General features: G+C 66.2%; 26 protein-coding genes. 12 read left to right on the top strand and 14 right to left on the bottom strand.

Annotated elements, in window-relative coordinates; translation table 11 throughout:
* Positions 1-13: 13 nt before the first annotated feature.
* Genes V5F68_RS14355 through V5F68_RS14340 form a run of 4 tightly spaced genes read left to right on the top strand, consistent with a single transcriptional unit; the run spans position 14 to position 4,155 of the window.
* Positions 14-1,048, top strand: coding sequence for a branched-chain amino acid ABC transporter permease (locus tag V5F68_RS14355; RefSeq protein WP_394013205.1), 1,035 nt, complete (start codon positions 14-16; stop codon positions 1,046-1,048).
* Positions 1,045-2,832 carry a branched-chain amino acid ABC transporter ATP-binding protein/permease gene (locus V5F68_RS14350; RefSeq protein ID WP_394100473.1) on the top strand — a complete coding sequence of 596 codons (1,788 nt, stop codon included), beginning with the start codon at positions 1,045-1,047 and terminating at the stop codon, positions 2,830-2,832. Before V5F68_RS14355 ends, V5F68_RS14350 begins: the two co-directional genes overlap by 4 nt.
* Positions 2,829-3,563: an ABC transporter ATP-binding protein gene (locus V5F68_RS14345; protein WP_394013203.1), complete on the top strand. Its 735-nt coding sequence runs from the start codon at positions 2,829-2,831 to the stop codon at positions 3,561-3,563. Before V5F68_RS14350 ends, V5F68_RS14345 begins: the two co-directional genes overlap by 4 nt.
* A gap of 34 nt (positions 3,564-3,597) precedes the next feature.
* A complete protein-coding gene (locus V5F68_RS14340; protein ID WP_394013202.1) occupies positions 3,598-4,155 on the top strand; it encodes a DUF302 domain-containing protein in 558 nt (185 codons plus the stop codon).
* A gap of 291 nt (positions 4,156-4,446) precedes the next feature.
* Here the strand turns inward: V5F68_RS14340 and V5F68_RS14335 are convergent, their stop codons facing one another.
* Positions 4,447-5,208, bottom strand: a complete 762-nt coding sequence (locus tag V5F68_RS14335; protein ID WP_394013482.1) for an alpha/beta hydrolase — start codon at positions 5,206-5,208, stop codon at positions 4,447-4,449.
* Between the two features lie 345 nt (positions 5,209-5,553).
* Entirely contained in the window at positions 5,554-6,018 is a 465-nt protein-coding gene (locus V5F68_RS14330; protein ID WP_394013481.1) for a TetR/AcrR family transcriptional regulator, read from the bottom strand.
* A 35-nt stretch (positions 6,019-6,053) separates the two neighbouring features.
* Between V5F68_RS14330 and V5F68_RS14325 the strand changes: the two genes are divergently transcribed.
* A complete protein-coding gene (locus V5F68_RS14325) occupies positions 6,054-6,251 on the top strand; it encodes a DUF302 domain-containing protein (protein ID WP_509274321.1) in 198 nt (65 codons plus the stop codon).
* 50 nt (positions 6,252-6,301) lie between these two features.
* On the opposite strand, the gene V5F68_RS14320 is transcribed toward V5F68_RS14325, so the two are convergent.
* Positions 6,302-7,261, bottom strand: coding sequence for an AraC family transcriptional regulator (locus V5F68_RS14320; RefSeq protein WP_394013201.1), 960 nt, complete (start codon positions 7,259-7,261; stop codon positions 6,302-6,304).
* A gap of 284 nt (positions 7,262-7,545) precedes the next feature.
* Between V5F68_RS14320 and V5F68_RS14315 the strand changes: the two genes are divergently transcribed.
* The gene (locus tag V5F68_RS14315) at positions 7,546-7,830 is read left to right on the top strand and encodes a hypothetical protein (protein ID WP_394013200.1); all 285 of its coding nucleotides are present in this window, start codon (positions 7,546-7,548) and stop codon (positions 7,828-7,830) included.
* Positions 7,831-8,066: 236 nt separating this feature from the next.
* On the opposite strand, the gene V5F68_RS14310 is transcribed toward V5F68_RS14315, so the two are convergent.
* Positions 8,067-8,501: a VOC family protein gene (locus V5F68_RS14310; protein WP_394013199.1), complete on the bottom strand. Its 435-nt coding sequence runs from the start codon at positions 8,499-8,501 to the stop codon at positions 8,067-8,069.
* 158 nt (positions 8,502-8,659) lie between these two features.
* Here V5F68_RS14310 and crtY point away from each other — a divergent pair, with 158 nt between their 5' ends.
* The 4 genes from crtY to V5F68_RS14290 all read left to right on the top strand — a co-directional run bounded on the left by crtY (position 8,660) and on the right by V5F68_RS14290 (position 13,654).
* On the top strand, positions 8,660-9,799 hold the full coding sequence (gene crtY / locus V5F68_RS14305) for a lycopene beta-cyclase CrtY (RefSeq protein ID WP_394013198.1): 1,140 nt from the start codon (positions 8,660-8,662) through the stop codon (positions 9,797-9,799).
* A gap of 125 nt (positions 9,800-9,924) precedes the next feature.
* Positions 9,925-11,478: a phytoene desaturase gene (locus tag V5F68_RS14300; RefSeq protein WP_394013197.1), complete on the top strand. Its 1,554-nt coding sequence runs from the start codon at positions 9,925-9,927 to the stop codon at positions 11,476-11,478.
* Positions 11,475-12,398, top strand: a complete 924-nt coding sequence (locus V5F68_RS14295; RefSeq protein ID WP_394013196.1) for a phytoene/squalene synthase family protein — start codon at positions 11,475-11,477, stop codon at positions 12,396-12,398. The genes V5F68_RS14300 and V5F68_RS14295 overlap by 4 nt, the downstream gene beginning before the upstream one ends.
* A complete protein-coding gene (locus V5F68_RS14290) occupies positions 12,395-13,654 on the top strand; it encodes a glycosyltransferase (RefSeq protein WP_394013195.1) in 1,260 nt (419 codons plus the stop codon). The genes V5F68_RS14295 and V5F68_RS14290 overlap by 4 nt, the downstream gene beginning before the upstream one ends.
* 21 nt (positions 13,655-13,675) lie before the next feature.
* Here V5F68_RS14290 and V5F68_RS14285 read toward each other — a convergent pair whose 3' ends face one another.
* From V5F68_RS14285 to V5F68_RS14265, 5 genes are all read right to left on the bottom strand, one after another.
* Complete coding sequence (locus V5F68_RS14285; RefSeq protein WP_394013194.1) at positions 13,676-14,488, bottom strand: fatty acid desaturase; 813 nt, start codon at positions 14,486-14,488, stop codon at positions 13,676-13,678.
* Positions 14,485-14,982, bottom strand: coding sequence for a sterol desaturase family protein (locus V5F68_RS14280; RefSeq protein WP_394013193.1), 498 nt, complete (start codon positions 14,980-14,982; stop codon positions 14,485-14,487). Before V5F68_RS14280 ends, V5F68_RS14285 begins: the two co-directional genes overlap by 4 nt.
* 200 nt (positions 14,983-15,182) lie before the next feature.
* Entirely contained in the window at positions 15,183-16,388 is a 1,206-nt protein-coding gene (locus tag V5F68_RS14275; RefSeq protein ID WP_394013192.1) for an ABC transporter permease, read from the bottom strand.
* Positions 16,385-17,365, bottom strand: a complete 981-nt coding sequence (locus V5F68_RS14270) for an ABC transporter ATP-binding protein (protein WP_394013191.1) — start codon at positions 17,363-17,365, stop codon at positions 16,385-16,387. The genes V5F68_RS14275 and V5F68_RS14270 overlap by 4 nt, the downstream gene beginning before the upstream one ends.
* Positions 17,362-18,330 carry a polyprenyl synthetase family protein gene (locus V5F68_RS14265; protein WP_394013190.1) on the bottom strand — a complete coding sequence of 323 codons (969 nt, stop codon included), beginning with the start codon at positions 18,328-18,330 and terminating at the stop codon, positions 17,362-17,364. Before V5F68_RS14265 ends, V5F68_RS14270 begins: the two co-directional genes overlap by 4 nt.
* A gap of 139 nt (positions 18,331-18,469) precedes the next feature.
* Here V5F68_RS14265 and fni point away from each other — a divergent pair, with 139 nt between their 5' ends.
* The gene (gene fni, locus V5F68_RS14260; protein ID WP_394013189.1) at positions 18,470-19,504 is read left to right on the top strand and encodes a type 2 isopentenyl-diphosphate Delta-isomerase; all 1,035 of its coding nucleotides are present in this window, start codon (positions 18,470-18,472) and stop codon (positions 19,502-19,504) included.
* Positions 19,505-19,532: 28 nt separating this feature from the next.
* On the opposite strand, the gene V5F68_RS14255 is transcribed toward fni, so the two are convergent.
* The 4 genes from V5F68_RS14255 to V5F68_RS14240 form a co-directional block, all read right to left on the bottom strand.
* A complete protein-coding gene (locus V5F68_RS14255; RefSeq protein WP_394013188.1) occupies positions 19,533-20,327 on the bottom strand; it encodes an SDR family NAD(P)-dependent oxidoreductase in 795 nt (264 codons plus the stop codon).
* A gap of 109 nt (positions 20,328-20,436) precedes the next feature.
* Complete coding sequence (locus V5F68_RS14250; RefSeq protein ID WP_394013187.1) at positions 20,437-21,921, bottom strand: mannitol dehydrogenase family protein; 1,485 nt, start codon at positions 21,919-21,921, stop codon at positions 20,437-20,439.
* A 40-nt stretch (positions 21,922-21,961) separates the two neighbouring features.
* A complete protein-coding gene (uxaC, locus tag V5F68_RS14245; protein ID WP_394013186.1) occupies positions 21,962-23,377 on the bottom strand; it encodes a glucuronate isomerase in 1,416 nt (471 codons plus the stop codon).
* Positions 23,378-23,380: 3 nt separating this feature from the next.
* The gene (locus tag V5F68_RS14240) at positions 23,381-24,226 is read right to left on the bottom strand and encodes a GntR family transcriptional regulator (RefSeq protein ID WP_394013185.1); all 846 of its coding nucleotides are present in this window, start codon (positions 24,224-24,226) and stop codon (positions 23,381-23,383) included.
* A 125-nt stretch (positions 24,227-24,351) separates the two neighbouring features.
* Here V5F68_RS14240 and V5F68_RS14235 point away from each other — a divergent pair, with 125 nt between their 5' ends.
* On the top strand, positions 24,352-25,887 hold the full coding sequence (locus tag V5F68_RS14235) for a D-arabinonate dehydratase (protein ID WP_394013184.1): 1,536 nt from the start codon (positions 24,352-24,354) through the stop codon (positions 25,885-25,887).
* A gap of 17 nt (positions 25,888-25,904) precedes the next feature.
* Here the strand turns inward: V5F68_RS14235 and V5F68_RS14230 are convergent, their stop codons facing one another.
* Positions 25,905-26,588: a GntR family transcriptional regulator gene (locus V5F68_RS14230; RefSeq protein WP_394013183.1), complete on the bottom strand. Its 684-nt coding sequence runs from the start codon at positions 26,586-26,588 to the stop codon at positions 25,905-25,907.
* Positions 26,589-26,639 lie beyond the last annotated feature (51 nt).

Below are 26,639 nucleotides of genomic sequence, written 5' to 3'. Positions count from 1 at the left end.
GGGAGACCGCACAATGGACATCCAGATTGCCTCTATCCTGGCCCAGGACGGAGCGGTGAATGGCGCCATCTATGCGCTGGTCGCGCTGGCGCTGGTGCTGACCTTCAGCGTGACCCGCGTCATCTTCGTGCCCCAGGGCGAGTTCGTCACCTACGGCGCGCTGAGCCTCGCCATGCTTCAGGGCGGGCACGTCCCGGCGACCTTCTGGCTGCTGGTGGCGATGACCATCTGGGCAGGCGGCGCCGAATGTGTGGCCCGTCTTGCCATGCCGGGCGGCACGGCCGGCCTCGCCGGCGCGCTTCTGCGCATCGTCGCGCCCACCGTCGTGGCCGCGGTGCTGCTCTTCGGGATTGACGCGCCGCGGGCGGGCTTTGCCGTGCAGGTGCTCGCAACCCTTTTCGTGGTGGTGCCGCTCGGGCCGCTTCTCTACCGCACCATCTATGCGCCGATCGCCGATTATTCGGTGCTGTTGCTGCTTATCGTCTCGGTGGCGGTCCACACGGCGATGGTCGGCTTCGGCCTGTATTTCTTCGGGGCCGAAGGCTTCAGGACGCCTGTTCTCATCCCGTTCGACGTCCAGATCGGCGATCTGCACCTCTCCGGCTCCGAAGTCTCGATCCTCGCCGTGACCGCGCTGGTGATGGCCGCGCTCGCCCTGGCCTTCGCCCTCACCACCTTCGGGAAGGCGTTGCGCGCCATGGCGTCAAACAGGCTCGGCGCGCGCATCGTGGGCATCCGGCCCGAGCGGGGCGGCAGCATGGCCTTCACCCTCGCCGCGCTGCTTGGTGCCGTCAGCGGCCTGCTGATGGGGCCGCTGACCACGCTCTATTACGACACCGGCTTCTTCATCGCCCTGAAGGGGTTCGTCGGCGCCATCATCGGCAACCTCGCGAGCTTCCCCATGGCGGTGCTCGGCGCCCTCTTCGTCGGGCTTACCGAGAGCTACGCCTCCTTCTTCGCCAGCGCCTTCAAGGAAGCCATCGTTTTCTTCCTGGTCTTGCCGGTGCTGCTCTGGCTGTCGGTTCGACACGGCTATTCGGAGGAATGATGAAAGCCCTTGCTCTCCTCCTCGTCAGCCTCGTGCTCGCGGTGCTCGTATCGCGCGTGCTGCCCGAATATTGGGTGACGCTGCTTGTCTATATCGGCCTTGCCGCATTGGTCTGCGTCGGCCTGGTGATGTTGACCGGCATCACCGGCGCCACCTCCTTCGGTCAGGCAACCTTCGCCGGCCTCGGCGCCTACGCCACGGCCATCGCGACGACCCAATACGGCCTGTCGCCCTGGATCGGGCTTGTGATCGCGCTGGCCGTCACGGGTGTCGCAGCGGTCTTGCTCGCGCTCGTCACGCTGCGCCTCTCGGGCCACTATCTGCCGCTCGGGACCATCGCCTGGGCCGTGGGCTTCTATATCGTCTTCGGCAACTTGGACATGACCGGCCGCTTCACCGGCCTGTCGGGCATCCCGCCCCTCTCCATTGGCTCCTATGTGCTGTCCACCGGGCGGGACATGCTGCCGGTGGTCATCGCCGTGCTCGCTTTCGCCTGCTGGATGTCCGCGAACCTGCTGAATTCCCGCGCGGGGCGGGTCCTGCGTGCCATCAACGGGCAGACGGTGATGGCCGAGGCCATGGGCGTCGACACCGCGCGCTACCGGCTGAAGGTGTTCATCTATGCGGCTCTGCTCGCCGGACTGTCGGGGTGGCTCTATGCGCATTTCCAGCGGTTCGTGAACCCGACCCCATTCGGCCTCGGCATGAGCATCGAATATCTCTTCATGGTCGTCATCGGCGGCATGTCGTCCATCGCCGGCGCGGTGCTGGGCTCGGTCATGGTCACGCTGCTGAAGCAGTGGCTGCAGGACCTGCTTCCGGCGCTGATCGGCGATGGTGCCCAGTTCGAGGTGATCGCCTTCAGCCTCGCGGTCATCGTGCTGGTGTGCTTTATGCCAGAGGGTCTTTGGCCGCGACTGGCGCGGCTCGCCGGCCGCTGGCTTTCGCGGGCGCCGACGCTGGCCTCGACTGTCACGTGCGATGCCGCTGCGCCTTCGGTGCTAACGCGCGGCCGGGACGCAGCCGGCGAAACCCTCCTTTCAATCACAGGCGCGCGCAAGGAGTTCGGCGGTCTCGCCGCCGTGCAGGACGTGGGGTTTGAGGTTCACCCCCGCGAGATTGTCGCGCTCATCGGGCCGAACGGTGCCGGCAAGAGCACCATGTTCAACCTCATCACCGGGGTTCTGCGGCCGACCGCCGGTGAGATCCGGCTGCGTGGCGCGCGGATCGACCGCAAGCCCGCCCGCGCCATCGCCTCGGACAGGATGGCGCGGACCTTCCAGCACGTGAAGCTGCTGGCGGATCGTCCAGTGATCGAGAACGTGATGCTCGGCGCTCATCGCGCCGCCTCGTGCGGCTTCGTCCGCAACGGATTGCGGCTCGACCGCACGGAGGAGGCGGTGCTGCGCGCCAGCGCCGAGCGCGCGCTCGGCGAGACCGGGCTTCTCGCGGAACGCGACCGGACGGCGGGCCAGCTTTCGCTGGGCCAGCAGCGCATCGTCGAAATCGCGCGGGCGCTCGTGCTGGAACCGGCGATCCTGCTGCTCGATGAGCCGGCCGCGGGCCTGCGCTATGCGGAAAAGCAGAGGCTGGCGGACCTGCTCGCCGGACTAAGGGCGCGCGGCATGAGCGTTCTGTTGGTGGAGCATGACATGGAGTTCGTCATGAACCTCGCCGACCGCATCGTGGTGATGGAATACGGCATCAAGATCGCCGAGGGCGTGCCCGCCGCCATCCAGAACGATCCGAAGGTCCTGGAAGCCTATCTGGGAGGCGTCGCATGAGCCTTCTTGAGATCACCGGCCTGCGGGTGGGCTACGGCCGCGCGGAGGCGCTCTTCGGCCTGGATCTGAAGGCCGAGCAGGGGCAGATCACCACCGTCATCGGCCCCAACGGCGCTGGGAAGACAACGCTTCTGGGCGCGACGGCCGGGCTCAACCGGCTGATTTCCGGCACCATCGTGTTCGACGGCACCGACATCTCGCGCATCCCCATCGAGGACCGTCTCGAAGCCGGGATCGCGCTGGTGCCGGAGCGGCGGGAATTGTTCTCCGACATGGCGGTGGAGGACAATCTCGCCCTCGGCGCCTATCTGAGGGGACGCGCCGGTGCGGCTAGCACCCGCGAGCGCATTTATGCGCTGTTTCCCCGGCTGAAGGAGCGGCGCCGCCAGCTTGCGGGCACGCTGTCCGGCGGCGAGCGGCAGATGCTGGCGCTCGGCCGGGCCCTGATGTGCGAGCCGCGGCTGCTGATGCTCGACGAGCCGAGCCTCGGGCTCGCGCCCCGGATCATCGCCCAGACCATGCAGATCATCGGCCAATTGCGCGACGGCGGCACCTCCATTGTGCTCGTCGAGCAGAATGCCCGCGCCGCCCTCGCCATCGCCGACCGGGGCTACGTGCTCGAATCCGGCCGCATCACGCTGGAAGGAAGCGCCCGCGATCTTGCCTGCGATCCGCGTGTCGCGGCGATCTACATCGGCACGTACGGCGGTGCCACCGCCACCGCCCGCTGACAAGACAACCAAACCATAAACGAAGGAGGGAACTATGAGGAAACATGTGACGGGACTGGTGCTTGCGGGCATCCTGTTCGCGGTGCCGGCGCTTGCCAGCGATGACGTGCGCGTGGTGTCCACGCCACTTCCGGTGGAGCACATCAAGGTGATCTCGCCGCGCGCCTACAAGGACGTGAAGGCCGACATCGAAAAGCTCGGGCGCCTGGACGAACTGCGCCAGTTCATCCGCAGCAACGATGTCGAATCCTTACGGGCCGGCGCCAAGCGCATCGCCGGCGAGGACGGGCTGGCGATCCACTACATCGCGCTGCATGGCGACCTGCTCGCGCTCAAGGGCGAGAAGCGGGAGCTCATCGCCTACTACATCGGGAACATTCTCTCCGCGACGGAGATGATGAACATCGACCCCGCCGCCGGCCTTTACGCCCCGCTGCGCGTCGTCGTCTACGCCAATAAGGAAGGGGGCACGACGTTGGAATACGACAAGCCGACCACGCTGTTCGGCCAGTTCAAGAATGCCGAGATCGATGCGGTGGCCAAGTCACTCGACGAGCGTATCCAGCGCCTTGTGCTGAAGGTGAGCCACTGACACCGGCACCAGCCGATCATAGACGCCGTGCGGCTTATGCCGCGCGGCGTTCCTCTAGAATGGATTCGGAAAAATCGCGTATGTCCGCCGGTTCCAAGGCAACGCTGCATTATGTCCGGGCTCGGAGGGGCAACGACCATCTGCGCTGGGAAGGCTGATGGCGTGAGATCAAAGGCCGGGCAGGCGAAAACCTGTCGGCCTTTGCGAAGTTGCCGTGATTAAAGCTCTCCAGGGTGCCGGCGACGCTATCGATTCCAGAACCGGGTCCAATAGCGTCGCACGGCGGTAAAATTACTTCGCGCCGGCCGCAGCCTCTATGACCGCCGCCACTTCTTTGGCATGCGAGGCGAGCGATGAATGGCTGCCTTCGACTGTGGTCACCTTGGCCTTGATGCGTTCGGCGAAGAAGGCCTGCGCGTGCGGATCGAGCAGCAGATCTTTCGCGCTGAGGACATACCAACTCGGCTTGACGTGCCACGCGGCGACCTCGGCCGGAGCATCGAACGCAGTGTGGTTGATGGGCATCTGATGCGCCGCCAGGTGCTCTCCGATTTCCTTCGGCAGATCGCCGGCCACCGCACTCGGGAACACGGCCGGATCGATGGTCAGATAACCCTTATTGTCCGGCCGGATGGCCTTGACGCCAGGGGTCGCAGGACCGCTTTTGGACAGCGCCGAAACGCTCTCGCCTTTATCGGGTGCGAAGGCTGAGACATAGACCAAGGCGGACACCTTGGCGTTGTTGCCGGCTTCGCCGATCACCACGCCGCCCCAGGAATGACCGACCAGGACGGTCGGTCCGTCTTGAGCGTTCAGCACCGCATTCGTCGCGGCGACATCGTCGGCGAGGGAGGTCAGAGGATTTTTGACGGTGGTCACATGGTAGCCCTTCGCCTTGAGGATTTCCGCCACGCCATTCCAGCTGGTCTCATCGACGAAGGCGCCATGAACCAGCACGATGTTCTTGATCGGTTGGCTCGACTGTGCCGAGGCCGTACCCGTGCCGAGCATGGCAGTGGACATCATAACGGCGGATAGAAAGAGGGTTTTCATTTTGGTCTCCATTGGCAGCGCCTTGCTGCGGATTGATTTCAGTCCGGATGATTTGCAATACTCAGGAATGTGCTGGCCGCCGCGATTTAACATCGGTTTCACGCCGGAAATGCTCTGAGTAATCCAAATTTCATTCGCTGAACGCATTCAAAACATAGGACTTGGCCAAATAAGACTCCATGATCTGAACCCCGCAAGTCATGCTCGATCGTCCGGATTTGCGAGCGTCCTGAGCCTTGGGCGCACCTCCCGTCACGCATGCCTTGGGCGTGAGGGTGACTGGGTCGTGTGGGAGAGCTAAGTCGCGTCTGGGCGCCGGGCTTTTGAATCCTGGAGCAGATTCCCTCAGCCGATGAGAGAGACGGCGGTTTCGAGAGCATGCTCGATGGCGCAGTTGGCCGCGTCGCCGTCCGGCATGGCGCGCGAGATCCCAATGGAGCCGACCATCATGGCAACGATGCTCCATGCACGCTGTTCGCGATCCTCTTCGGCGCCGCCGAGGACAGTCGACACTTTACAGATCAGTTCCAGCATCTTGAGCTTGTATGTCTCTCGAACCGCCGGGCTGGCGCGCGCGACGTCGGCGCTCAGAGTTGGCATGACGCAGCCCACTGCCGGATTCTCCCGATGATAGGCGCTGATGTATTCGTGGAGCCATGTCCGGAGAAGTTCCCGCCGTTCGGCTATGGCCCCGGTAGAATCGATGAAGGATTTTCCCAGACAAGCCTCGATGACACCTTCGAGGAGGGCCTCCTTGTTCGGGAAATTTGAATAGAACGCACCCGACGTCACACCGGCCGCGGCTGCCAGTCCGTCGACTCCGATCCCGTTAAATCCATTCGACGATGACTCGGCACAATCTTGGCGCTGCGCTCTATGCGCCTCTCCGCGTCGCCCTCTTTGAAACCGAAAACGGAGAGGCCGTGTTCGAATACGACAAACCTTCCACGCTCTTCGGCCAATTTGGAGACGAGCGGATTACGCAAGTCGGGCTGTATCTCGACCGAGAACTGGAAGCCGCACTCATCAAGGCGGCCGGCTGAACGGCAATGGCGCGCATGCGCTCGACGCACCTGGCAACCGCATCACGCGCTTAATAACTGTCACGACGAGTGATGGCTCTGGCCTCGCTTGGCGCATACCCGAAATGTGCCTTGAAGGCACGGCTGAAGGCTGCATCCGAGGCATACCCGCTTTGATACGCCGCTTCCGTCACTTTCAATCCGCCGCTGCGGAGCAGGTCGGCGGCTATGGTGAGGCGCCATCGCGACAGATAGCGTAGCGGCGGCTCGCCGACCGCAGCGGTGAACCGCTCAGCAAAAATCGAGCGGGACATTGTCGCGATCTCGGCAAGTGACTGAACCGTCCAGCGCCGGAAGGGATCGGCGTGCATGGCGCTCAGGACGCGTCCGATGCGCTCTTCTCCCAATCCTCCCAGCCAGCCTGTTCGGTTGGCTTCGCTCGCCGCCCAACTGCGCAGCGTGCGAATGACCAGCAGATCGATCAGTCGGGAAATCATCAGCGACGAGCCGGGATTCGGTTGCTGCGCCTCCGCGACGAGGAAGCGAGATATCGCAGCGAGCCAAGGTGGCGCACCAGCCTCGCCCCGAGGGATATGGATCAAGGGAGGAAGCGCGGACATGACCGCCGGAAGCGTGCTTCCCTCGAAGCTGAAGAAGCCTCCAACCAATTGGCTGACCGGCCCGTCGCCGCCATGCCGCAACACCAGTTCGTCGCGATCAAAATGGTCCGCAGCGACGACCCCGATATTTTCAGCCGGTGATTCCAAGGCATCGGTGATCACATGGCCCTTTCCCAGCGGCAACAAGACAAGATCACCCTGATTGATCCGCGTTGGCCTTTCGCCGGCTGGTGTCACCCAGACTTCGCCAGTCTCGACGAAATGAAAATGGGCGGGCCCGGGTTGAAAGCGGAGGCCCCAGGGCGCTCCTAGAAACGCCGTGTAGACCAGCTCTCCGCGCAGACGGATGAGCGTTAGCACCTCTGACAGCACATCATTTCGTGCCGCCGACATCCCAAAATCCGGCGTCATTCCGGACGATCCATCATGCAATCTGGAAATCGCGGCATATTCTGCCCGATCTCCACCGATTAGTTTTTGCCTATCGCAGGCCCAAACTACCAACGTAGCGACAAAAGAACAATGAAGTGATCTTCAGAAATTCCGCACCATCTTCTTCGGCGGACACCACCGGAGTGATTGCAGAAAAGCTGCTGCCGTCCTCGTATTAGGCGCTTTGTGCGCGGCTTTGAGTGAGGGCATGTTGCAGCGAAGCAGCAGGTCCTTGTGCACACTTTTAAGTCCGCAGGCGGCGTATGGCGGCAACCGCATCCGGTCGCATCGCATGGGACTTGAAACGCGTCGGTCGACCGCTTCGCCAAGGCCACCGCAAAAGCGACGGGCAGGGCGGAGCGGTCGATCCGGCAGGGACCGATCGTGATTTAGAGAATCGGGCCGTGTCCCAGGCCGCCGGTCAGCAACAGAACGACCAGGAGGACCAGGAGAATGCCGCCGATCCCGAAACCATGGTTTCGGTAGCGGCCGCCTCCATAGAACATTCCTCCGCCTCCAAAAACGAGGATGAGGACAATGACGATTAATAGAAGGCTCATAGCGATATCTCCAGCACCAAGCTCAAGCTAGTAATGCTGGAGGGGGCGATTTGTTCCTTCTTGCGTATTTTCGGACCGAAAAATCTCAAGCTGCAAACGAGAAATAGGCTTCCGAAACGCAGATATCGAATCGCATTCGCGCTGAAATCTTGCGCCAAATGGGCCGCGCGACCCGCGCCAACCCGCGAAACGATTCCATGCGGGATAAAGGCGAACGGGGCGGTTTATGCGGGCTCGCTCTTTCCTTTCGCTTTCGCGCCGCTCTTCTCGCCATACTTCATTCCCTCCAGCTTCATGCCGTCGGGATCGAGGAAGAACACCGCGTAATAATCCTCGTAATATTCGGCGGCGGGATCGACGATCTCCACCTTTTCCTGTTTGAGGAAATGCTCCAGATCATCCACATCCTGCCGGCTGCGCAGCTCGAAGGCGTAGTGGTGGAAGCCCACGTCGCCGATGCGGTATTTGTGTTTGCGGCCTTCCGCGTCGCACGGGCCGATCCAATAGCGTGTCTTGCCGTTGGTCCAGCCGATCATGTCGCCATAATCGCCCAGAACCTCGAAGCCCAGAAACGCGAACAGGCGGCCGTAGAAGGCCTTGGATTTCTCATAATCGCTGACGCGGACCACCAGATGATCGATGCCGACAACCTGAACCATGGCCGTTCTCCCGCTGGTTCCCTCTTGCGAACAATGTGGGGCAGAGGCCGGGGTTCCGGAATGACCGGCGTCAATCGCTGCCCCGCTGACCTCGGGCTTGTGCCCGCCCGATGGACGTGGGAGCGATAGAGCGGTGAGATGCGGGAGATGGATCGGCGATGGATATGGTGCTGGTGGGCGGCGGGCTCGCCAATGTGCTGCTCGCCCTGCGGCTGAAGCAGGCCCGGCCGGAGCTGAAGCTCGCTCTGTTGGAGGCGGGCGCGCAGATCGGCGGCAATCACACCTGGTCCTTCCACCAGACCGACGTGACGCCCGCGCAGCTGGATTTTCTCAAGCCTATGATCACGTCGCGCTGGCAGGGGCACAGCGTGCGTTTCCCCGCCCGCCGCCGCGCCCTCGCCGGCGGCTATGCCTCGATCGCCTCCCATCGTCTGGCGCAGGTGGTGCAGGACAGTCTCGGCGCGGCAATCCGCACGCATGCGCCGGTTGCCGAACTGCATGCCGACCGCGTGGTGCTGGAGGGCGGCGAGACGATTTCCGCGCGCGCCGTGGTGGATGGGCGCGGGCCGGGCGAGAGCCCGCATCTCGTTCTGGGCTATCAGAAATTCCTCGGCCTGGAGGTGCGTCTTTCCGCCCCCCACAGGCTCGCCGGGCCGGTCATCATGGATGCCACGGTGTCCCAGCTCGACGGCTATCGCTTCATGTATCTGCTGCCGTTCACGGCCGACACGGTGCTGATCGAGGACACCTATTATGCCGACGGGCCGGGCCTCGATCCCGGTTCACTGCGCGCGCGCATCCTGGCCTATGCGCTCGCCCAGGGCTGGCAGGTGGAGGAAATCCTGCGCGAGGAGGAGGGCGTGCTGCCGATCGCCTTGGGCGGCGATCTCGAGGCCTTCTGGCGCGCGGGGCCAGCGGGCGTGGTGCGCTCCGGCTTGCGCGCGGCGCTCTTCCACCCCACCACCGGCTATTCGCTTCCCGATGCGATGGGATTGGCCGATCTTGTGGCCACCCGCGCGGACCTGTCCGGGCCGGGGTTGGCGGATCTAGTGAAACATCACGCCTTCGCGACGTGGGAACGGCGTTCCTTCTTCCGCCTGCTCAACCGCATGCTGTTTCGTGCCGCGGCGCCGGCGCAGCGTTACACGGTTCTCCAGCGGTTCTACGGCCTGCCGGAGCCGTTGATCGCGCGCTTTTACGCCGCTCGCCTCACTCTGGCGGACAAGGCGCGCATTCTCACGGGCCGTCCGCCGGTACCGCTGGGGGCGGCGCTGCGCTGCCTGCCGGAGCCGGCCTGAAGGCCTCGGGCCGAGGCTGCGATATGCATTTCCGCACAAGATGCTGTATCGCAGGCGCGAGACGGCTCCGCCGAGTGAAATCGGCCGGATGAAACCGGCGACGTGAAACACGGATCCCGCGTGCCATGATGCTGACGAAGACGCACCCCAACGGCCATCGCAAGGCGGCGGTCATAGGCTCCGGCTTCGGTGGCCTCTCGCTTGCGATCCGCCTTCAGGCGGCGGGCTTCGACGTGACCCTGTATGAGAAGCGCGATAAGCCGGGCGGTCGGGCCTACGTCTATGAGGGTCAGGGGTTCACGTTCGACGGCGGACCGACCGTCATCACTGATCCGAGCGCGCTCGAGGAGCTGTTCGCCGTCGCCGGCCGCAAGCTCTCCGATTACGTAGAGCTGATCTCCATCTCGCCCTTCTACCGGCTGCTGTGGAGCGACGGCGCCCAGTTCGATTACGTCAACGACCAGGACGGACTGGACCGGCAGATCGCCGCCAGATCGCCGGTCGATGTCGAGGGCTACCGGAGGTTTCTCGCTTATTCCAAGGCGGTGTTCGAGGAGGGCTACATCAAGCTCGGCGCCGTGCCCTTCCTTTCGTTCAAGGACATGATCCGTGCCGCGCCGCAGCTCATGCGGCTGGAGGCCTGGAACAGCGTCTATGCCATGGTCTCGCGCTTCATCAAGGATGAGCATCTGCGCGAGGCCTTCTCCTTCCACTCGTTGCTGGTGGGCGGCAATCCGTTTGCCACCTCTTCCATCTATGCGCTGATCCATGCGCTTGAACGCAAATGGGGTGTGTTCTTCCCGCGCGGCGGCACCGGCGCGCTGATACAGGGCATGGTGCGCCTGTTCGAGGATCTCGGCGGCACGCTGAAGCTCTCTGCGCCGGTGGACGAGATCGTGCTGGAAAACGGCCGCGCCACGGGCGTGCGCATGGCGGACGGCAGCGTCACCAAATTCGACCTCGTCGCCTCAAACGCGGACGTGGTGCACACCTACGCCAAGCTGCTGCGCAACACGCCGCGCGGCAAGGCCGAGGGCAAGCGGCTCGGCAAGATGCGCCATTCCATGTCGCTGTTTGTGATCTATTTCGGCACGAAGCGCACCTATGACCATCTCCAGCACCACACGGTGCTGTTCGGGCCGCGCTATCGCGGGCTGATCGACGAGATTTTCGCGGGGCCCGATCTGCCGGAGGATTTCTCGCTCTATCTGCATGCCCCCACGGTCTCGGACCCGAGCCTCGCGCCGGAAGGCTGCACCGGCTTCTACGTGCTTTCCCCCGTGCCCCATCTCGGCAAGGCGGATATCGACTGGGACGTGGAAGGGCCGAAATATCGCGACCGCATCCTCGATTATCTCGAAGCCCGCCTGCTGCCGGGCCTCAAGGCGGATCTGGTGACGAGCCGCATCCTCACCCCTTTCGGCTTTCGCGACGAGTTGAACGCGCACATGGGCTCGGCCTTCTCGGTGGAGCCGCTGCTGACGCAATCGGCGTGGTTCCGGCCGCACAATCGCGACGACAAGATCCCCAATCTCTACATCGTCGGGGCGGGCACCCATCCGGGTGCGGGCGTGCCGGGCGTGGTCGGCTCTGCGAAGGCGACCGCCGGTCTCATCATCGCGGATTTTCCCACCCTTTCCATGGACAGGGTCGGTTCCGCAAAGGAGGGCCGGGCGTGAGCGATGTTCTCACCGCGAGCGAAGCGGCCATCGCCAACGGGTCGAAAAGCTTCGCGGCGGCGGCCAAGCTATTCGATCCGCGCACGCGGGCGGACGCCGTGATGCTCTACGCCTGGTGCCGCCATTGCGACGATGTGGTGGACGGACAGGAGCTGGGTCATGGCCGGGTGGCGCAGACCGAGAGCGCACAGGCGCGCCTGGATGGCCTGTATGAGGAGACACACCGCGCCTATCGCGGCCTGCCGACCGCGCACCCCGCCTTCGCAGCCTTCGCCGAGGTGATCCGCCGCAACGATATTCCCGAGCGCTATCCCCTCGATTTGCTGGAGGGATTCCGCATGGATGTGGAGGACCGCAGCTACGAGACAATCGAGGACACGCTTTCCTATTGCTACCATGTGGCGGGAGTGGTCGGCGTGATGATGGCGCTGATCATGGGCGCGCGCGAGGAGCAAGTGCTCCATCGCGCTTGCGATCTCGGCCTCGCCTTTCAGCTCACCAATATTTCCCGCGACGTGGTCGAGGATGCCGGCATCGGCCGCGTCTATCTGCCGGCGGACTGGCTGCGGGCCGGCGGCGTGGAGCCGGGCGACGTGGCGTTGCCGGAAAACCGCCAGAAGGTGGCGGATGTGGTGGCGCGGCTGCTCGATCTGGCCGAGCCTTATTACGACTCGGCGCTGATCGGCATGCGGGCGCTGCCGTTCCGCTCCGCATGCGCCATCGCGACCGCGCGGGCGGTGTATCGCGCAATCGGCACCAAGGTGCGCGCGGCGGGATCTCACGCCTGGGACGAGCGACGCTCCACCAGCAAGGCCGAGAAGATCGGCTTCGCCGCTTCCGGGGCAGTACAGGCGGCGCTGTCCCGCCTCGCTTCGGCCGAGGTCTCCCGTCCCAAGACCCTCTGGACCCGCCCGGCATGACCTCGCTGCATTTCGCGGTCGTTGCCCCGCCGCTCTCGGGCCATTTCAACCCGCTGATGGCGCTGTCGCGCACGCTGGTCGCGCGCGGGCATCGCGTGACTTTCTACCACATGGCGGATGCGGCCGACATGGTGCGCGATGCGCCGGTCGGCTTTCGCGCTGTGGGCCTTTCGAGCCACCCGGCAGGTGCGCTGAAGGCGCATCTCGATACGCTCGCCAATCCCACCGGGCCGCTCGGCCTGCTGCGGGTGATCCGCGAGACCGCCGACATCACCGACATGCTCTGCCGCGATCTTCCGGATGCGTTTCGCGCCGAAAGGATCGACGCGGTGATCGCAGACCAGACGGAAGCCGCCGGCGCGCTGGTGGCACGGCATCTGAAGCTGCCGTTCGTTTCCACCGCCACAGCCCTGCCGCTGAACCGCGAGATCGGCCTGCCGCCGCCGTTCGTGGACTGGCCTTACGACCCCACGGAGAAGGGGCGGTGGTGGAGCGAGGGCGGCTGGAAGGTCACCGATTTCCTCATGAAGCCTATGGCCAAGGTGGTGGCGCGCCATGCCGAAGCCTTTGGGCTCGATCCGCTGGCGGACCAGGGCTTCTCGCCGCTGCTACAGGTGGCGCAATGCGTGAAGGGGCTGGATTTCCCGCGCAACGAACTGCCGCTGTGCTTCCATTATTGCGGCCCGTTCCGCACGCCGGAGGTGGACGCGCGCCTGGATTTCGATCTGCATGGCGACGGGCGGCCCTTGGTGTTTTGCTCACTCGGCACCTTGCAGGGCGCGCGGGCGGACCTGTTCCAGGCGGTGGCGAAGGCGGCGCAGAAGCTGAACGTGCGCCTGGTACTCGCCCATGGCGGGCTTCTGAGCGATGAGGCAGCCCGCGCGCTGCCGGGCGATCCCGTGGTGCGGGCCTTCGTGCCGCAGCGCCAGGTGCTCGCCCATTGCAAGGCGGCAGTGATCCACGCCGGCTTCAACACGGTAATGGACGCCTTGAGCGTGGGCGTGCCGCTGGTGGCCATGCCAATCGCCTTTGAGCAGCCCGGCATTTCCGCGCGCCTGCTCTATAGCGGGGTCGCGCGCATCTTTCCGGCCAAGAAGGCATCGGCGCGGCGGGTGGAAGAGGCCCTCGGCCTCGTGCTATCCGACCCCGCCTATGCCATCGCCGCGCGGCGCATCCAAAGCGAGATCACGGCGAGCGGCGGAGTGGGCGAGGCGGCGGACCTGATCCTGTCGGCGGTGGCCCGGGCGCAGGGATAGACAGAGCGCCGGGCGAAACGCTCAGCCGCGTCCCGCAGTATTCTCCCGCCGATATTTCGGCAGCCGCCACCACGGCACATAGGGCGCCTCGTGGTGTTCGTGGTGATAGCCGAAATGAAAGCAGGTCAGCAGCGACCAGACATAGCTGAACTCGTTGCTGCGGGCATTGTGGGCGTCAGCGAATCCGGGTTCGCCGTGGCGGTGCGGCCGATAGGTGCCGAAATAGAACAATTGCAGCGCCGAGAGCAGCGCCGGCAGCGCCCAGAACAGCAGCACGTTCACCACCGGCGCGCCGATAACGAGGATATAGACCGCCAGAACAGCGGTGAGGATGCCGAACTCGCGCCAGCCGAAATAGGTACGCATGAAGCGCAGGAACCAGGGCCAGAAGCAGTCGGGATGGTCGGCGTCGAAATCGGGATCGTCCGCCGTGCCGGAATGCCGGTGGTGGTCGTGGTGCTTCGGCAGGAGGCGATCGTAGCTGAAGGCCGCATAGAGGCCGAGCGCGATCCGGCCTACCCAGAGGTTGATCTTCGGCCGGAACGGCGCCAACGAGCCATGCATGCAATCGTGCGCGATGATGAACAGGCCGACATCAAGCCAGGTCTGGAGCGCGATCACCAGCGGCGCGGCGTAGATATCCGGCGGCGCGAGGCGTAGGAAGAAGACGCCGAAGATGTGCCCCGCCAGCCAGCCGCCGATGACGAGCGCCGCGAGGGCGAGGCCGATGGCGCCCTGGCGGGCATAAGCGCGCTTCATCTCCACCGCCGCCGCGCTGGGTGCGCGCGGGCGGCGCGGGTTTTCGCCGGTCCGCTCGGAAGGTGCGAGACTCACGAACGGGTGTCCAGGTTCTTCAGCGAACCGCCATGGGTCTCTCGCAATTGGTCGCGCAGCTTCTGCACCGGCTGGGCATAGAGGAAGCCGAAGGAGACGCAGCCCTCCTTGCCGTCCACCGCGTGATGCAGTCGGTGCGCCTGCACGAGGCGCTTGAGATAGCCGTTGCGCGGCACATAGCGGAACGGCCAGCGCTGGTGGGTGAGCCCGTCATGCACGAAGAAATACAGGAAGCCGTAGACCGTCATGCCCACGCCGACCCAATAGATCGGGCCGAAGCCGTTCGCCCCATAGATGATCAGGCCGATGGCGAGCAAAGCGAACACGACGGCATAGAGATCGTTGCGCTCGAACACATCCTCGTGCGGCTCGTGGTGGGAGCGATGCCAGCCCCAGCCCCAGCCGTGCATGATGTATTTGTGCGCCGCCCAGGCGACGCCTTCCATGATGGCGACGGTGACGAGGACGATCAGCGTATTCAAGGCGATGGTCATGGTTCAAAACTCAGGTTCAGGATGCCCGCCCCGGATGCTGGATTGCGGTGGAGGCCGCTCCCGGACAATGCGGGCGCAACAAATGCCCCCATCATGCGAGCAAAATGCGGACCCGCGTGCCTTGTTCTGCCTCAAGCTTCCGTTAGCGGCCTGGACTTGGGCGCGGCGGCCGCACGCGACGCCTCAGCCAAACCGCGCCTTCAGCCAAGCCGCACATGGCGCCGCGCAAGCACCATGCTGATTATAAGGCCGGCCACAGCATAGCAAATAAGAACGAAAAGCGCAGGCGCCAACTCGTTCAATGCGGCGCCCCGCCACAGGCTGGCCTGATAGGCCTCGATCACCCAGGCATTGGGCGTGATCCAGCCGGCGCTCTGCAGCCACGCGGGCATGAGGAAGCGCGGCACCATGCTGCCCCCGATCGCCGAGAGCATCAGCACGGCGAAGGTGGAGAGCGTCTGCGCCTGCTGCCGCGTGCGCGCGGCGCAGGCCAATGCCAGGGCGAGGCTGGAAGTCGCGGCGGCCGCAGCGATCGTGGTGATGAGCCAGCTGCCGAAATGCGGCAGCACCGCCACACCATAGACGAGCCCTGCGACGGCGAACAGAAGCGTCACCTGCAACACCCCCTGCAGGGTAATGAAGGCGAATTTGCCGAGCACCATCACGCTGCTGCCGCCGGGCATCATGACGAGGCGGTCGAAGATGCCGGAGCGGCGCTCCTCCACCAAAGAGGCGGCGCCCTGTACCGAAGAGAACAGCAGGAACAGCACGGCGATGGCGCCGGCATAATAGGTGACGGTGGGCAGGGCCTTCAGCGAATCCACGGTCTGGCGGGCGAAGAAATCGCCGCCGCGCGGCTTCTCGCCCTTGGCGACGCTTTCCGCGCTCGCCTCCAGGGCAAGGTTGAACTGCTCGGTCTGCTCGGGCGTGAAGGTGCCGACGATGGACTGCATCTGCGCGCCGAGCCGCTTCAGCCCGACCTCCGGCAACCGCTCGGAAATGAGGCTCTGCACATGGGCCATCAGCAAGCCCGCAGCCGCCGCCCTGCCGGGATCGGCCAGGATCAGCAAGGGCGCCGCATTGCCGCCCGCCGAAGGGTCGGAGACGATCACCAGCCCGGCGTCGGCGTCGCCGGAGCGCACCGCTTCGCGCACGGCGGCTTCATTCTTGACCGGGATCGCCTTCACCAGCGGCGCGTTATGCATGGCCAGGAAAAGCGCATGTCCGCCTTCGCTGCCGGACGCGTCGGCGATCGCAGTCTTCACCGGCGCATCGTCGCCGCTCACGCCGGTGAAGACCGCGGCGAACACCAGGAACATCAACGGCGGCAGGATGAAGGTCATGACCAGCGCGCCCTTGTCGCGCAGCAAGGTGAGCCCCATGGCTTTCATGATGGCGCCGATCATCGCCCCGCCTCGGCGAGCACGTCGGCATAGAGCGCCGCAAGGTCCGGCTCGCGCACGGAGACTTCGCGCGGCATCACCTGGCGCTGCTCAAGGGTGAGCAGGAGATCGGCCAGCGCCCCGGTGCCGGCGGGGAGCCTGCCGACATAGGTGGCACCGGTCGCGTCCGGCAGGATCGCGAGAGCGGTGAGATGGGCGCGAGTGTCCGCGTCGGGCGGATGCGACCACCGCAATTCCACCCGCCGCGCACCCTCGAAGCGCCGCGCCACGAGCGCGCGCACCGGACCCTCCAGCGCCACATGCCCGTTCACCAGAACGGCGACGCGGTCCGCCACCGCCGCCGCCTGCTCCAGATCGTGTGTCACGATCAGCACCGCGAGCCCGGCTGCCGCGAGCGCGCGCAGCAGGTCGGCGAAGCCCGAGAGCGCGTCGCGGTCCACGCCTACGGTGGGCTCGTCCAGCACCAGCAGCGCCGGTTCGCCCACCAGGGCCGCGGCGATATTGGCCCGGCGCTTCCAGCCTCCGGAAAGGCGGTCGATTCGCTCGTTCGCCCGCGCGCTCACGCCGGCGGCCTCCATCACGGCGGTCACCCGTCCGGGGATGCCGGCGCGCGGCATGCCGGCGAGGCGGGCGAAGACGTCGAGATTTTCCCGCACCGTGAGGCTTGGATAGAGCGCCAGTTCCTGCGGCACGAGGCCGATGCGCCGGCGCGCTTCGCCCAGATGGGCGTCATGGCCCTTCACCCGCACCGTGCCGTGGGCGGGGCGCAGGCGTCCGCAAATGGTGCGGATCAGCGTCGTCTTGCCGGCGCCGTTGGGGCCGAGCAGCACCGTGATTTCACCTGCCGCGACCGCAAGCGAGGTGTCGCGCAGCACCGCGCGGGCGCCATAGTGGGCGCTCACATGGGAGACCTCGAGCACGGGTGCGCTGCGCGCCGCCGATGGGGCCTCGGCAGCCCGCAGGGGCAATGGGGCGTTCACGGCAAGGCGACGCCCGGCAGGCCCGCGAAGGCATGGCGCAGGAAGTCCCGCAGCGGGTCGGCGACATCGCTGCGGCGGGAGATGCGGTCGGAGGCGTCCGCCGCGCCGCGCAGATGGCTGTCGAGCAAGCCCGCCGCGCGCGAGGCGCCGAGGGAGGCGATGACCGTGGCCTTGCCTTCGTCCTTGCCCACGTCCTTACCGAGCGCGGCGGCGGAGGATTGCACATCCAGCAGATCGTCGAGGATCTGATAGGCGCGGCCCACATGATTGGCGAAATCGCGTAGCGCTTCCATGTCGTCCGCGCGGGCCTCATGCACGAGGCCCGCCGCTTCCACTGCGGCCGTGAACAGCAGGCCGGTCTTGCGGCGGTTGACGTCTTCTGTGGCGGCGAGGCTCCGCCCGGGGACCGGCCGCAGATCGTCGAACTGCCCGCCGCACAAGCCGAGGGAGCCGACCGCGCTCGTATAGATCGCGAGGATCTCCACCCGCGCCGCCGCGGGCACGGCGGCGGACGTGGCGACCACCCCATAGGCGCGCGTCAGCAAGGAGATGGCGGCCAGCACCGCCACGTCCTCGCCGAACTGGACGTGGGTCGCCGGCTGGTTCCGCCGCAGCTTCGCGTCGTCCATGCAGGGCAGATCGTCGATGATGAGCGAGGCGGCGTGGATCATCTCCAGCGCGCAGCCGCAATCCAGCACCGCATGCTCGTCGGCGCCGAGACGCAGGGCCGCCGACATGGCGAGCAGGGGGCGCAGGCGCTTGCCGGGTGCCAGCAGGATATGGCGCATGGCGGCATGCAGCGTGGCGGGATTGGAGGCCGTGGTCGGCAGCAGCAAGCCCAGGCGGCGGTCGACCACCGAACGCAGATAGCTCAGATCCGGCGAGCGCTCGCTCGCGCCCACCATCGCCGACCCGCCCTCGACGGCATGCAGCACTTCGCCGTCCCGGGATTTGCCATGGGTCATCAGGCCGGCCCTTCCTCGCTCTCCGGCCCGCGTGGCCCCTTCGGGGCGGGCTCGGCAGATTCCATGCGCTTGCATGATGTTAGATCAGACCCTAGAACCCTTGAAGGTGGCTTGCTGTCAAGCAGAAGAGATTCAGGCGATGAACGCGGAAAGCGAGATCCAGCGCCGCAAGCAAGACCATATAGACATCGTGATGGCGGACCGGCGTGCCGCGTCCAGTGCAAAAACCGGTTTCGAAAGCCTGATTTTCGAGCACCGCGCGCTGCCTGAACTGCATCTGGACGATGTGGATCTCACAACGACGTTTCTTTCGCGCCCGCTCGCGGCACCTCTGCTTATTTCTTCAATGACTGGCGGACCGGCGGCCGCGGGGCTGATCAATCGCCATCTGGCGGAAGCGGCGCAGCATCTTGGCATCGCGCTCGGCGTCGGCTCCCAGCGTGTGGTGCTGGAGGGGGGGCAGGCGGCCGGGCTCGATGCCGGATTGCGCCGGATTGCGCCGAATATTCCCCTCTTCGCCAATCTGGGCGCGGCCCAGCTCGCACAGGGCTATGGGCTCGACGAGGCACGCCGCGCGGTGGATATGATCGAAGCGGATGCCCTGATCCTGCACGTCAACCCACTTCAGGAATCGATCCAGGCGGGCGGCGATCGGGATTGGCGCGGCCTGTTGTACGCCATCGGCGCGCTCGCGCGCACCCTGTCGGCTCCCGTGATTGTGAAGGAAGTGGGCTTCGGAATCGCCGCCGATCTTGCGCGCCGGCTTGTGGATAACGGCGTCGCCGCGATCGATGTCGCCGGTGCGGGGGGCACGAACTGGGCGCTGGTGGAAGGCGCGCGCGGCACGGGGGCCCAGCGCGCCGTCGCGGCAGCCTTCGCCGATTGGGGCATCCCCACCGCGCGGGCGCTGGCCGAGGTGCGGGTGGCGTGTCCACACGTGCCCTTGATCGCCTCCGGCGGGTTGAGGGATGGCGTGGACGTGGCGAAAGCGATCCGCCTCGGCGCGGATCTTGCGGGGCAGGCGGCGGGGGTGCTGTCCTCCGCCGTATTGTCGAGCGAGGCGGTCGTGGCGCATTTCGAGGTGATCATCGCGCAATTGCGCATCGCCTGCTTCTGCACCGGGTCCCGCGATCTCGCCGCGCTGCGCACCGCACGGCTTCTGGCGGGGGAATAGGGCGCGCGGCAAGGCGCGCCCGTCATCGTCACGGCATGTATTGGCCGCCGTTCACCTCGACCACCTGTCCCGTCACGTAGCCGCTCGCAGCCGCCGAGGCGAGATAAAGGAAGGTGCCGACGCATTCATCCGGCACGCCCAGCCGGCCCATGGGAATGGTGGCTTGCATGGCCGTCATCTGCGCCGGGGTCGAATAGCGGTCGTGGAACGGGGTTTCGATCACGCCCGGTGATACGGCGTTCACGCGGATGCCGGTCTGCGCCAGTTCCTTCGCCCAGCCGTGGGTGGCGGTGGAAATGAACCCCTTGGCCGCCGCATAGAGCACCGATCCGCCCGCCCCGCCGTGGCGCGCGGCGATGGAGGAGACGTTGATGATCGACCCGCCGCGGCCTTGGGCGAGCATCAGCGGCACCGCTTGGTGCATGAACGCCACCACGTGCCGTACGTTGAGGTCGAGCACGGCGTCATAAAGCGCATCGCTATATTCGCCGATGGGCACCCGCTTCACGAGGCCGCCGGCGTTGTTCACCAGCACGTCGAGGCCGCCGAAGGCCTTCAAGGTCGCGGCCAGAATGGCCGCGGGCGCATCCTTATGTGTGACGTCGCCGCCCACGAGTATGGCGTCTCCGCCGGCCGCGCGCACGCGCTCGGCCACCTGCTCGGCCTTGTCACGGCTGGCGTTGTAATGCACCGCCACGCGCGCGCCGCTGCGGCCGAAGCCCTCGGCGGCCGCAGCGCCGAGGCCGGTGCTGGCACCGGTGATGAGCACCGCCTTGCCCTTGAGATCCGGGAAAACGGGGAGGGCGTGCTGAATGTCCGTCATGAAAAACTCCTGAGGAGAAAGACCGGCGAGCGCCGGCGTGATGGGGTTCGAGGGGAGATCTGGCAGGGTAAAATGGCAGAGCGGGGCCACGTGCTAAAGCGCACGCGGATCAAGAGGTCGTGGCGGCAACGGCTCGCGCGGCGCGGGCAATCGCGCCCTCGCGATACAGATCCGCAAGGGCCTGGGCGACGGCGCCGGTGAACCGGCCGTCGGCGGGAAGATCGGTGCCGAACACCTCTCGCACGCCCATCAGGCCGCCGGCGAGGCGCCCGGGATCGCCCTGCGCTTCGGACGCGATGGCGGCGAAGCGCGCGGCCAGCGGATCGCGCACGTCGATGGGCTGGCCGGCCTCGTCGCTGCCCGCCACATAGCGCATCCAGCCCGCGACGCCGAGCGCCAGCAGCTCAATGCCAGCCCCAGCCGCCAGCCGATCACGGATCGGCGCCAGGAGGCGTTGAGGCAGTTTCTGAGATCCGTCCATGGCGATCTGCCACGTGCGATGCTGGAGCGCCGGGTTGGCGAAGCGTTCGCGCAGTGCGCGCTTGTAATCTTCGAGATCGGCGCCCGGCGGTGCCGGCACGGTCGGGGTGACCTCGCTGTCCTGCACCGCGCGCACGAGCGCCGCGAAGGCGGGCTCGGCCATGGTATCGGCGATGGTCTCCTTGCCCGCAAGATAGCCAAGATAGGCGAGGGTGGAATGGGCGCCGTTCAGCAGTCGCAGTTTCATCAGCTCGTAGGGCCGAACGTCCGCGACCATCTGCACGCCGACCTCTTCCAACCGCGGGCGGCCACTGGGGAAATGATCCTCCACGACCCATTGGGAGAATGGTTCGGCCATCACGGGCCATGCATCCTCAAGCCCGAGGCGCGTGGCGATGCGGGCGCGGTCTGAAGATGTCGTGGCGGGCACGATGCGGTCCACCATTGTGCAGGGGAAGGCGACCTCGCCGGATACGAACCGGCCGAGGTCGGCATCGCGCAAGGCCGCGAACCGCGCCACCACCCGCGCGACGACCTTGCCGTTGGCGGGAAGATTGTCGCAGCACAGTACGGTGAACGGCGCGATGCCGGCGGCGCGGCGGCGGGCCAGCGCCTCCACCAGGAGCCCCGGTACGCTACGCGGGGCATGGGGCGCCGCAAGGTCGGCGATGATGTCGGGATGGGCTTCGTCCAGCGCGCCGGTCGAGGGATCGTGGCAATAGCCCTTTTCCGTCACCGTCAGGCTGACGATGCGCACGCGCGGGTTGCTCATCGCCGCCAGCAGGGCTTGGGGATCGCGCGGGGCGACGAGCAGCCGGCGCAGCGCGCCGATGACCCGCAGGTCTTCTCCCGCGCCGGAGCGCACCGCGAGCGTGTAAAGACCATCCTGCGGATCGAGCGCGTTCGAGGTTTCGGCGGACCGCAGGCTCGCTCCGCAGATCGCCCAGTCGCGCGCGCCCCGCGCCAGGCAATCGTCGAGATAAACCGCCTGATGGGCCCGGTGAAACGCCCCGCCTCCGAGATGGACGATGCCGATTTCGACGGTGTTCAGATCATAGGCTGGCAGCCGCACGTCGGGGGGCAATCGGGCAAGGGTGGTGGACGATAGGCGCATCAAGGATCTCTCGGGCTTGGAGCGGGACGCAGAGCGCCCCTCACAGCTTGTAGGCGGCCTTGGCAAGGCCATAGGCAAGGGCGTGCGCGACCTCGTGCGCCTCGTCCTCATCCAGGCGATGGGTGGTGACGAGATCGGCGAGATACGCGCAATCCACCCGCCGCGCGACATCATGGCGGGCGGGAATGGAGGGGAAGGCGCGGGTGTCGTCGTTGAAGCCGACCGTGTTGTAGAAGCCCGCGGTCTCGGTCGCCAGTTCGCGGAAGCGACGCATCCCCTCGGGGCTATCGAAGAACCACCAGGGCGGCCCAAGTCGCAACACGGGATAATGGCCCGCCAGCGGCGCCAGTTCGCGGGAATAGGCGGTCTCGTCCAGGGTGAACAGCACGATGGTGAGGTCGCTTTCGTTGCCGAAGCGGTCGAGCAAGGGCTTCAACGCGTGGACATATTCGGTTCGGCTCGGGATGTCGGCCCCCATGTCACGGCCGTGGCGGGCGAAGACGCCGCCATTGTGGTTACGCACCGCGCCGGGGTGGATCTGCATCACCAGCCCGTCCTCAAGCGAGAGGCGCGCCATTTCAGTGAGCATCTGCGCCCGGAACAGTTCGGCATCATCCGGACGAGCGCCTTCCGCGCCGGTGACGCGGGCGAACAATGCCTCTGCCTCGGCATGGGGCAGGTCCGCCGTACGGGCGCTCGGATGGCCGTGGTCGGTGGAGGTGGCGCCGAAACTCTTGAAGAAGGCGCGTCGTTTGCGGTGCGCTTCCAGATAACCGTGCCAGGAAAAGGTGTCTTCCCCCGTCACCTCGCCGAAGCGAGCGATATTGGTGCGGAAGTTCTCGAATTCAGGGTCCACCACGGGATCGGGCCGATAGGCGGTGACGACCCGGCCGGTCCAGCCGGACTCGCGGATCATCCGGTGCCATTTCAACGGGTCGAGCGGGCTCTCGGTGGTGGCGATGGCCTCGATGTTGAAGCGCTCGAACAGTGCGCGTGGGCGGAAGGCGTCGGTCGCGAGCTTATCCGCGATCAGATCGTACAGGCGGTCGGCATTTTCAGCGTTCAGGCGCTCCTCGATACCGAACAAGGTGGAGAACGCATGGTCCATCCACAGCCGCGTCGGGGTGCCGCGAAACAGATGATAATGGGCGGCGAATAGCCGCCAGATGGCAGGGCCGTCGGTTTCCGCCGGGCCGCCGTCGCGGCGCGGAACACCGAGTTTCTCTAGGGGGATGCCTTGGCTGTAAAGCATGCGGAAGATGTAATGATCCGGCACCACGAACAATTGCGCCGGGTCGGGGAAGGGCGCGTTTTCGGCATACCAGCGCGGGTCCGTGTGACCGTGAGGCGAGATGAGCGGCAGATGCGCCACGCGCTCATAAAGGCGGCGGGCGACGGCGCGGGCGGTGGGATCAGCCGGAAACAGGCGGTCCGGGTGAAGCAGGGCGCGCGTCATGGTCTATGAGGTCCTTTTCTTGGCGGCCATGGCCCCGGTGCCGTGGCGCGGTGCGGGCTCGACCGGGCGCTGGTCGCAGTGCGCCTCTGGCTCGCTTGACGGGGGCGGCTCCGGCGGGAGCGAGGATTCCTCGAAATAGGTGGGATGCGCCTCCACCAGTGCCGCCACCGAAGGCAGCACCTTGCCGAGATGGTGGAGCAGCGCCTGTTCCGCTGCGTCGGGATTGCCGGAGGCGATGGCGTCCACGATCGCGGCATGGTCCGCCACCACCCCGGCGCGGCGCCCCGGCTGGGGCAGGGTGAGGATGCGGCAGCGGTCCACATGGGCCTTTTCCTGCCGGATCACGCGCCATAGATTGGGATGGCCCGCGACTTCCGAAATCGTCTGGTGGAACGTTTCATCGGCCGCGTGGAAGGCGGGGAGGCGGCCGGCTTCGTGCAGGGCGCGCTGTTCCACGAGCAGCCCGCGCAGGGTGGCGATATCCTCCGCCGTGGCGCACGCCGCCGCCGCGCGCACGGCCGCACGCTCCAGCGCTTCGCGGATCACCATGGCATCGTGTATGGCCGGGATGGAGATACGCGCGACGAAGGTGCCGTACTGGGGGAAGATATCCACCAGCCGCTCGTCCGCGAGCTTCAGCAGCGCTTCACGCACCGGCGTGCGGCTGACGCCGCAGGCGAGCGCGATCTGTTTTTCCTGGAGCAGTGCACCAGGGGCGATCTCCATGCCCACGATCTGCTCGCGCAGCGCGCGGTGGATGCGGGCAGAGGCGGGGATCGCCCGCATGCTCTTGCCGGCGCTCGCGTTTCTCGTCCCCTTCTGCCGCGTCGTGCCGCGCGCCGTGGCCACGCTCGCTTCCTCCCCGAGAGGTGTGCGGCCGCTTCGGGATCCGCTTTTCTTTACTAATATATTAGCATATCATTGTGTCAACATCCATGGCGGAGCCGGGCATGGGCTTGCTCGCGGGAAACGAGATGGCTGCAACGAGGACGCATTCGGCGCCCCGCGCCCTACGCCTGGGGGCGAGCGACAATGTTGCCGTGGCGTTGGACGGGTTTCCGGTCGGCGCGCGGACCCTGGGAGTCGAGATCACCGGGCGCATTCCGCGCGGGCACAAATTCGCGCTGGGGCCGATCGCCGAGGGCGCTCCGGTGCTCAAGTTCGGGCAGATCATCGGCTTTGCCGCATCGTCCATCGCGCCGGGCGCGCACGTGCACGAACACAATGTGGTGCTGCACGATTTTGTCCGCGATTATGCCTTCGCCGCCGATGCGCGCGACGACCGCCTGCTGCCGGAGGCGGAGCGCGCCACCTTTGAGGGGTTTCGCCGCTCCAACGGGCGCACAGGCACGCGCAATTATCTCGGCATCCTCACCAGCGTGAACTGTTCGGCCTCGGTGGCGACGTTCGCGGCCCGGGCGCTGGAGCGCTCCGGCATTCTGGACGACTTTCCGGGCATCGACGGCATCGTCCCCATCACGCACGGCACCGGCTGCGGCATGGCCGGAAAGGGCGAGGGCTTCGATGTGCTCAGCCGCACCTTGTGGGGCTATGCGACCCACCCGAATTTCGCAGCGGTGGTCATGGTCGGCCTCGGCTGCGAGATGTTCCAGATCGCCCGGTTCAAATCCGACTACCAGGTGAGCGAGAGCGACACCTTCCGCACCCTCACCATCCAGGAGGAAGGCGGCACGCGCCGGGCCGTCGATCATATCACCGGCGCGCTTCGCGAGATGCTTCCCGCCGCCGGCGCGCTGCGGCGCGAGACGCGGCCTGTGTCGGAACTCGTGCTGGCGCTTCAATGCGGCGGATCGGATGGCTATAGCGCGCTCACCGCAAATCCCGCGCTGGGTGTCGCGTCCGATCTACTGGTGCGCCACGGCGGCACGTCCATCCTTTCCGAGACGCCTGAGATCTACGGCGCCGAGCATCTGCTCACCCGCCGCGCGGCCGACCGCGCCATCGGCGAGAAGCTGGTAGAGCGCATCCGCTGGTGGGAGGACTATACCGAGCGGAACCGTGGCGAGATGAACAACAATCCCTCACCCGGCAACAAGGCGGGTGGCCTCACCACGATCCTTGAAAAATCGCTCGGTGCCGCAGCGAAGGGCGGGGCAGCGACGTTGCGCGCGGTCTATGAATATGCCGAGCCCGTTGAGGCGCGCGGCTTCGTCTTCATGGATACGCCAGGCTACGACCCGGTGGCAGCCACCGGGCAGGTGGCGGGCGGCGCGAACGTCATCTGCTTCACCACAGGCCGCGGCTCGGCCTTCGGCTGCAAACCCACGCCCTCGCTGAAGCTGGCCACCAATACCGACCTTTATGCCCGCATGAGCGAGGACATGGACATCAATTGCGGGGACGTGCTCGACGGCGTGCCGCTGGAGGCCAAGGGTCGCGAAATCTTCGACGCGGTATTGCGGACCGCCTCCGGTGCGCGCACCAAATCCGAGGCGCTCGGCTATGGCGACGCGGAATTCGTGCCCTGGCAGATCGGCGCGGTGATGTGATGGCGCGCTCGCCCGCTCTATTCGAACAGGTCGGGATGCTCCGTCTCCACCCTGGGCAGGGCGCGCAGGATTTCCCGCAGATGCCGGTGCATGGCTTCGCCCGCCGCGTCCGGCGCGCGCGCATCCACGGCCGCGATGATGGCCCGGTGCTGTGCGACGAGGCTCAGCATGGTGGCGCTGTCGCTCAAGGTCAGGTGACAGGCGCGGTCCATATGGGCTTTGATGTCGCTGATAGCCTCCCAGGCGAGGCCGCAGCCAGCGCCTTCAGCGAGGGCGATGTGAAACATCTCGTCATAACGCTGGAAGGTGGCGTGATCGTTGCGGCCGGCGGCTTTCTCCTGGAGGTCCAGCAGGTCGTCGATCCGCACGCGGGCGACGGGGTCGAACGCCTCAGCGGCGCGTTGGGCGACAGCGGTCTCGATGGCCTCGCGCACGAAGCGGGCCTCCATCATTTTCCGGGTAGAGATCTTCACCACCACCGTGCCGCGCTGGGGCAGGATCTCCACGAGGCGCGTGCGCGCGAGCCCGATGAACGCCTCGCGCACCGGCTGGCGGGAGACGCCGTGGGCGGCCGCGATCTCGTGCTCCGACAGGCGCGTGCCCGGCGGAAGATCCATGGCGATGATGGCCCGCCGCAACTCCGCTTCCAGCCTCTGCGCCACCGAGCCCTGGCCCGGCGATATCATCGCGTCCACGTCCATTCCCCCTGTTGCAACCTGAATAATACTACCATACAAGTTTAAGAAAAGCGC

The sequence above is a fragment of the Roseixanthobacter pseudopolyaromaticivorans genome, from assembly GCF_043195145.2.
Lineage (GTDB): Bacteria > Pseudomonadota > Alphaproteobacteria > Rhizobiales > Xanthobacteraceae > NCEH01.
This window is presented reverse-complemented; position numbering and strand designations above follow the sequence as displayed.

Bases quoted from the DNA above. Each gene is read 5' to 3' on its own strand.
- V5F68_RS14255 (WP_394013188.1), bottom strand. From the start codon at position 20,327: ATGACGGACATTCAGCACGCCCTCCCCGTTTTCCCGGATCTCAAGGGC.
- V5F68_RS14235 (WP_394013184.1), top strand. From the start codon at position 24,352: ATGGCTGCAACGAGGACGCATTCGGCGCCCCGCGCCCTACGCCTGGGG.
- V5F68_RS14340 (WP_394013202.1), top strand. From the start codon at position 3,598: ATGAGGAAACATGTGACGGGACTGGTGCTTGCGGGCATCCTGTTCGCG.
- V5F68_RS14275 (WP_394013192.1), bottom strand. From the start codon at position 16,388: ATGATCGGCGCCATCATGAAAGCCATGGGGCTCACCTTGCTGCGCGAC.
- fni (WP_394013189.1), top strand. From the start codon at position 18,470: ATGAACGCGGAAAGCGAGATCCAGCGCCGCAAGCAAGACCATATAGAC.
- V5F68_RS14265 (WP_394013190.1), bottom strand. From the start codon at position 18,330: ATGACCCATGGCAAATCCCGGGACGGCGAAGTGCTGCATGCCGTCGAG.
- V5F68_RS14300 (WP_394013197.1), top strand. From the start codon at position 9,925: ATGATGCTGACGAAGACGCACCCCAACGGCCATCGCAAGGCGGCGGTC.
- crtY (WP_394013198.1), top strand. From the start codon at position 8,660: ATGGATATGGTGCTGGTGGGCGGCGGGCTCGCCAATGTGCTGCTCGCC.
- V5F68_RS14310 (WP_394013199.1), bottom strand. From the start codon at position 8,501: ATGGTTCAGGTTGTCGGCATCGATCATCTGGTGGTCCGCGTCAGCGAT.
- V5F68_RS14280 (WP_394013193.1), bottom strand. From the start codon at position 14,982: ATGACCATCGCCTTGAATACGCTGATCGTCCTCGTCACCGTCGCCATC.
- V5F68_RS14230 (WP_394013183.1), bottom strand. From the start codon at position 26,588: ATGGACGTGGACGCGATGATATCGCCGGGCCAGGGCTCGGTGGCGCAG.
- V5F68_RS14325 (WP_509274321.1), top strand. From the start codon at position 6,054: ATGACTCGGCACAATCTTGGCGCTGCGCTCTATGCGCCTCTCCGCGTC.
- V5F68_RS14345 (WP_394013203.1), top strand. From the start codon at position 2,829: ATGAGCCTTCTTGAGATCACCGGCCTGCGGGTGGGCTACGGCCGCGCG.
- V5F68_RS14290 (WP_394013195.1), top strand. From the start codon at position 12,395: ATGACCTCGCTGCATTTCGCGGTCGTTGCCCCGCCGCTCTCGGGCCAT.
- V5F68_RS14315 (WP_394013200.1), top strand. From the start codon at position 7,546: ATGGCGGCAACCGCATCCGGTCGCATCGCATGGGACTTGAAACGCGTC.
- V5F68_RS14250 (WP_394013187.1), bottom strand. From the start codon at position 21,921: ATGCGCCTATCGTCCACCACCCTTGCCCGATTGCCCCCCGACGTGCGG.
- V5F68_RS14355 (WP_394013205.1), top strand. From the start codon at position 14: ATGGACATCCAGATTGCCTCTATCCTGGCCCAGGACGGAGCGGTGAAT.
- V5F68_RS14320 (WP_394013201.1), bottom strand. From the start codon at position 7,261: ATGACGCCGGATTTTGGGATGTCGGCGGCACGAAATGATGTGCTGTCA.
- V5F68_RS14335 (WP_394013482.1), bottom strand. From the start codon at position 5,208: ATGAAAACCCTCTTTCTATCCGCCGTTATGATGTCCACTGCCATGCTC.
- V5F68_RS14350 (WP_394100473.1), top strand. From the start codon at position 1,045: ATGATGAAAGCCCTTGCTCTCCTCCTCGTCAGCCTCGTGCTCGCGGTG.
- uxaC (WP_394013186.1), bottom strand. From the start codon at position 23,377: ATGACGCGCGCCCTGCTTCACCCGGACCGCCTGTTTCCGGCTGATCCC.